Genomic DNA, 6,454 nt, shown 5'->3' with positions numbered 1-6,454 from the left:
TGCGCTGTCCGTCCTGCGGGCCCGGCTGGCGGCTGCGCTCTTGCGCCAGTTGCTGCTCCAGGTTCTTGACTTCGGCATCAGCCTCCCGCGCTCGATTTGTCAGGAACTGACCCACCTGACGGCTCGCCTCGCCCGCAATCTCAAATCCTGCCTCGATCTTCTCCTTGTCAAAGATCGGCCTTAGCGCATTGAGCGTATCCGAGGTATCACGGTCCAGCGCGGCGATCGTTTCTGCGCCCGTCTGACCCGTTAGCGCCTGCTGGCCTGCTTCGTCGCGGATCTCGATCTCGCCTTCGCTGATCGCGCTGCGTGTCGTGCTGCTGCCGCTGCCGCTGGCGGCGACCACGGTGGGCGCGCCCATCGTCAGGCCGCCTCCCTGGCCGGCCAGCGACGTGCCGACATCCTTGCTGGCACCGCCTGCCACCTGGTTGCCACGGGTCGTTCCCAGGTCGGCAGAACTGCCCGCGCCTTCCGCACCGCCACCAAAACCGAATCCGCCACCCACCGATACCTGGCTGGCGCTATAGCTGGCCTTGTTGCGGATATCGCCAGTCTCTAGCGTGCCGGTAGACAGACGATTACGACCCTCGGCAATGGCTTGATCGCTGCTGGCGATCACACTGCCGGTCAGCGATGTACGCCCGCCCACGTCGATCTGGAAGCCACCATCGCCCGCCCACAAACCGGTCTGCTTGGTCACCGACTCGAAATCGCTGTCCATCCGACCGGTACTGGCGTTGGCCCAGGCACTGCTGGCCCCTGCGCACAAAGGTGGCACACATATACTGACGCCAATACCACCACTACGCTGCCGAGACGTGTACTCACTGATCTCCTGCAGGCTGGCCAGCAGCAGGTTGCCACCGGCTGACGCAATGATCCGATCCGCCTTGGCCGATGCGCCCTGCAGGGAAATATCACCGCCGGACTGCAATGCCAGCGTATTGCCCGCTGCCACATGGGCATTTGACCAGGTTACATCGCGGCCATCCTGGCGACCCCGTGCGGCATTGGCCCCCAGTTCAAATGAAAGCCCATTTTTCTCACCACCATAAGAGAACGCAATGCCGATACTGGCACCGCTGCTCTTGCTGTCGGTATGCTGATCGAACACATTGCGCGCTGCCTGCAACTGGATATCGCCTTCGGCTTTCAGAACCGCATCACGACCGGCCGACAGGTTGGCCCCCTGCACCGTGATGTCCGAGGCCTCGCCTGCGCCCCTGGCGAGCACGGTCAGGTCGCGCCCTGCGGCGACATTGGCACCGGTATTGCTGGTCATGCTGCGATCAGTCGTGCTGGAGCTCTGGCTGCTGCCCAGGCTGATCTTGATACTGACACCGCCGATCTGGCTCAGTGCGCCTGGGTTGGCCGCATTGCGGGCCGCATTGACCGCGTCATAGGCATTGCTGGCGGCCAATACCGTTGTGGCACCGGCCAGCCCCTGCATGACAGGATTGTCGACCTTGCCTGCAGCATCAGCCATGCGCATGCCGGTCTGCATTGCATCCACCACCGGATTGCTGGCGGTGACGGTCAGGCCCGATTGCTTGACCTCATGGAACTCCCGCTGGCGCATCGTGTCGGCCAGCCCGGCCACGGTCACATCGCGACCGACCAGGGTAATGTCCCCCTTGCTGGCCAGGATGTCGCTGCCCAGTACGCCCAGCGATGCCCCCGCATTGACCAGCACATCGCCTTCGACGCTGCCGAGCGTGCTGCCGGTATGCAGACCACGCTGCGTATCCAGTGAGTCGGTGGTACGGCGCGAGCCGTAGCTGATGCCGCCCAGTGCGCCAAAGCCGGATTTCTTGACGCGGCGGTATTCATATTCTTCCAGGCTGTTGGCGGCCGCCGTGACCGCCACATTGCGATCAGCCGACATGATCAGATCATGCTGGGCAGCCACGTTGGAACCTGCAACCAGCAGATCGCGACCCGCCATCAGGACCGCACTGTCGCCGGTAAAGGTCGAGGAGACCGAATCGGTCCAGTCGGACGACACGATGGTGTGCTCCGACTTGCTGGAGAGAAAGCCGCTTTTCTTGTAGTAGGTTTCGTTGTACGCGTAGCCGCTCTGGTCGCCCGCCGCGACCGTGATATCTCGCTCGGCCCCCACCGCCAATCGTCCCCCTGCGGCAACCTCTGCGGCAATGGCAGCGACATCGCGACCGGCAATCAGCGTCAGGTCTGCACCGGCCTCTATCCGTGTGCCGATGTCCGTAGCACTACGCATCTCGGCACGGTTCTTCGAGCTGTAGTTGTAGGACTCGGCATAGCGCTCTTCGGCCGTGGTCAGGTTGATATCGCGCCCTGCCTGGATGCGTGCCGACTCGGCCACGCTGATGGCGGCAGCTTCGGCATTGAAATCCTGGCCGGCCTGTACGTTCAGCGTGCCGGCATCGATTCGCGCCACACCATCCAGGCGCGTGCTGCTGACACCGCCACTGGCCTGCGAACGGGTGGATGCCTGGAGATTGACATCCCGGCCCGCTGCCAACGTGACGGTATCCCCCCGGATCAGCCCGGCCAGGTTATCGATATCCTCGCGTGCGGCAAGATTGACGGTACGGCCCTGTACCGAGCCGACCGTGTTGCGGATATTGCCTGCTTCGACCACCACGGCATTGCGGGCCCCTACCGTGCCGGTATTGACGGCATCGCCGTCAACGCGGATCGAGGTGTCCCGACCGGCGATCAGTGTACCGTCGCCACGCAGGTCGCCCGGCTTGACGGCCAGGTACACCTGAGGGGCCAGCACCTGTTGCTGGGTGCCATCCGGCAGGGTCACGGTCTGCTCCACCAGCCAGACCATGTCGCTGGTCATGTGGCGCAGTTGTTCGTCGGTCAGCGCCGTGCCGACGTTCAGTCCAAGCTTGTGCGCGAAATCGACGCCTGCGCCCAGCAGGGCCTTGTACTGGGACTCGTTGTCGGTATAGTCGCCCACGAAGCGCTGGCCGGTTGCCAGCATGACCTGTTCTGCCACCAACCGCTGCTCGTAAAAGCCATCACCAAGCCGCTTGAGAATATGCTCGGGGTCCTGGTTCAATTGCTGCAGCATGAAGTCGCTGGACACGGACTGACGCTGGCCAGTGAACTGCGCGTCGGTTGCGATCAGGTAAGGAGTGTCGGGGCGCTGCACGACGCTGTACATCGCGTTCTGCGGCACCTGGGGCTGGAGCGTGACGACACGCACGGTCTGCGCGCCCGATGCACTGATATCGATCACGACGGCAGGCGCGCGCGGCCCGGGCTGAACGCCGGACATGCCGATGCCTGTCGCCACGGCAGAGGCCTGCAGACTCCCATCAGAGGAGGTGGCAGGCACCATCGGATCGGCCACGCCAGACGCGGCACCGGAACCCTGAGTGCCGATCCCCCTGGCAAGGGCTGCGGCCCGCAATCCACCGGACTGTCCCTTTTCGACACCAGGCACTCCGGCCTGTGAGGTCGCAGCAAACTCCAGAGGGCCTGTGACACCGTGTACAGGCTGTCCGCCCTGTGTGTCTATTCCTTTGGCAATGCTGGCCGCCAGCGGCCCACCCGATACCTGTACAGACTGCGCACCCGGTACATTGGCCCCCGTGGAGGAGGACGATGTCGATGCGCCTGCAATATTGCTGACTCCGGGTACATTCTGGCCGGAGGCAGGTGCAATAGCATGCTGGGAGACTGAGGCCGCTGCCAGTTCGATGCGTTCAGGCGCGACAATGTCGTCATAGACAGTCCAACGCTCATCGCGACCGCTGTCCGCTACGACGGTACGAACCTCATAGCCTTGCCGCTGCACAATTCGCTGGCCTTCAGCCCCGTGATTGACAATGGCAGGCCCATCCACCGAAAGCGTCCCTCCCGCAACGATACTGCTTTTGTCGTTGAACACCTCCCCGTTGAGATGGGCATTGCCTCCTGCGATGATTTTGCCGGGATCGGTCGATACGGTTCGGCTTTCGGAAACGACTTCTTCCACCTTGTAATAGAAGAAATTCGCCACGAGACGGCTATTGAAGTCGGCATTGAATGCACGAATGCGGCCATCGAGTTCCATCTGCTGGGCTCGATAGGCATCCATCTGGCTTTTGTAGGTCGCCTGACGATCCTTTTCCGCCTGGCAGTTTGCCAGGCCTATTCGTCCACACTCTGCTATTGGCGGTGGAGGCAAAACAGGCTCAGGACCTGGGTAGTCCATCTCGAATACCGACCAGACTGCTTGATTGGCTGCGTATGCGAACCGCTCGGGCACCGTGTAGCAACTGCCGCCATCATCGCCCCCAAATGAACACGCAGTCGTTGCTGGCACATAAGCAGGCGGGATCGGAGCCGTTCGTCCTGCCTTGCCTTTTTTATTTGGCACATAATCAAAGGGAGGCCCATACTGAGATTCTGGATACCGCTCAGACGGTAGCAACAGACGACGTTCATCATCGTCATCAAGGAAAGTCACAGGATCACGACCACAGCCAGCAGTCACCTGATCGCACAGCCACATCTTCGAACCGTCCATCAGTTCGGTCGAGTTCGCCAGCCGGTAATACAGTTTCGGCTCACGGCTGATCTCGACCACTTCACTTTCGAAGTGATTGTTGAGGTTCCTGATGCTGGCTGCCGCGATATCGGCATGCCCCGTGGCCTCGATAGTGGCTGATGCGTTGATCAGAGAACGGGCGCTGCCTGCAGCGCGACTGGCGGCGTCAAGTGCGCCGCCGATGGCCAGATCACCATCCGCAAAGATCAGGGCACGCTCCCGGTTGGTCAGCGTGCCGATGCCCAGATCCATGTCGCCACGCGATGCGATCACGGCACCGGGTTCATTACGCAGCTCACCCGCGCCGATGCTGATCCTGTCGCCATACAGGCGGCCGGTATTGTTGACCGTCGCAGCCTGGATGCGGGTATGGCCGCCATCGATCAGGCCCTGATTCTCCAGCACCCCCAAAACGTTCAGGCGATTCACGCCTGCCGCGACGATTTCGCCGCTGGCACGGTTGGTCAGCGACCGGACATCCAGCGTCAGGTCGCCGCCCGAATGCAGCCGCCCCTGATTGTCGATCCGATCGGTTGCCAGTGTCAGGGCCGTCCCTGCGGAAATCAGCCCGGTATCATTGCCCAGACGGGTCGCCTCGATACGAGCGCGACCGTTGGAGGCAACCTGCCCCCGGATGTTGTCCAGCGAGGCCGTCACGATCTCCAGCGACTGGCTGGCACCGATGCGCCCGGCACGATTGTCGATGGCATCGGCAGCCAGATCGACTGCGCCCCCCATCACGCCCTTTGCCGATGCATTCAGCGTATCGCGGTTGTCGATGCTGGCCGCCCGGATGCGCAACCCGTTGTCGGCCAGGATCAGACCATTACGATTGTCCAGTGCACCATCGACCTCCAGAGCCATTGCCTGGGCCTCGATACGGCCCCGGACATTGCCCAGCACACCGGTCTGCACATCGAGGCGGCCACCTGCTGCCAGCGTACCGTCTGTGTTGTCGATCCGCTGCCGCGCAATCAGGTCCAGGCTTTCCGTTCCGATAAGACGCCCTGCGCTGTTATCCAGCCCTGCGGCCGTCACCGACAGCGCGCCACCATACAGTTCGCCACGCTGGTTGTTGACTTCGCCAGCACTGATCAGTTGCAAGGCACCCTCGGCCTGCACAATGCCACTGCGGTTGTCGAGACTGCCTGCCTCTATCCTGCCGCTGTCGGACAGTACCCGACCATTGCGATTGTCGAGTAGCCCGGCACCGCTCAGATCGAGCTGCTGCCCGGATTGCACGACGCCGCGTACATTGGTGATTGTCTCGTTGACACGGATCGAGACGCCTTCTCCTGACACCACACCATCCGTGTTGTCCAGCGCGCTTGCCTGCACGTCGAGACGGTCACCTGCGGCCAGAGTGCCAGCGACATTGCTGACCGGTCCATTCGTCACCACGACCAGCGCACCGTCGCTGCCGATACGCCCTGCGGCATTGTCGAGACGATCCGCCTGCACAGACACCGTTGCGCCGTGTGCGGCTCCCCGTACGTTGCGTAGTTCACCCTCGGTTTGCAGCGTCAGGGCCTGTCCGGCCACCAGCTTGCCGCCCGACAGGTCTATCGTGTCGGCCACGACCGAGGCATCACCGCCCGCCAGCAGGATGCCGCTGTTCGATACAGCTGCAGTACGGATCTGCAAGTCGCCTTCCGCACCCAGCGATCCATCATCCTGCAACCCCGCCGCCAGCGTGCCGCGATTCTCTACCCGGCCCGCATCAACCTCTATCCGCCCCGCCGCAGACAGCCCGCCCGTGTTGGACAGTTTGCCTGCCACGTCCAGCTTCAAGTCGCGCCCGGCTTCGACTGCACCGTCATTGGTCAATGAAGCCACGCCCAGCGTCATGCCCTGACGGGCCGCCAGTACGGCTCCCGTCGCATTGCGCAGATCACCCGTCGTGATGCCGACCTGATCGCCATACATCCG

At 62.7% G+C, this 6,454-nt stretch carries 1 protein-coding gene; it reads right to left on the bottom strand.

Annotation, left to right across the window (positions count from 1 at the left end; genetic code table 11):
* On the bottom strand, positions 1-6,454 hold a 6,454-nt coding region (locus ABN482_RS09510), incomplete at both ends, for a hemagglutinin repeat-containing protein (RefSeq protein WP_349503761.1).

It is taken from the genome of Corticimicrobacter sp., assembly GCF_040137905.1.
Taxonomy (GTDB): domain Bacteria; phylum Pseudomonadota; class Gammaproteobacteria; order Burkholderiales; family Burkholderiaceae_B; genus Corticimicrobacter.
This window is presented reverse-complemented; position numbering and strand designations above follow the sequence as displayed.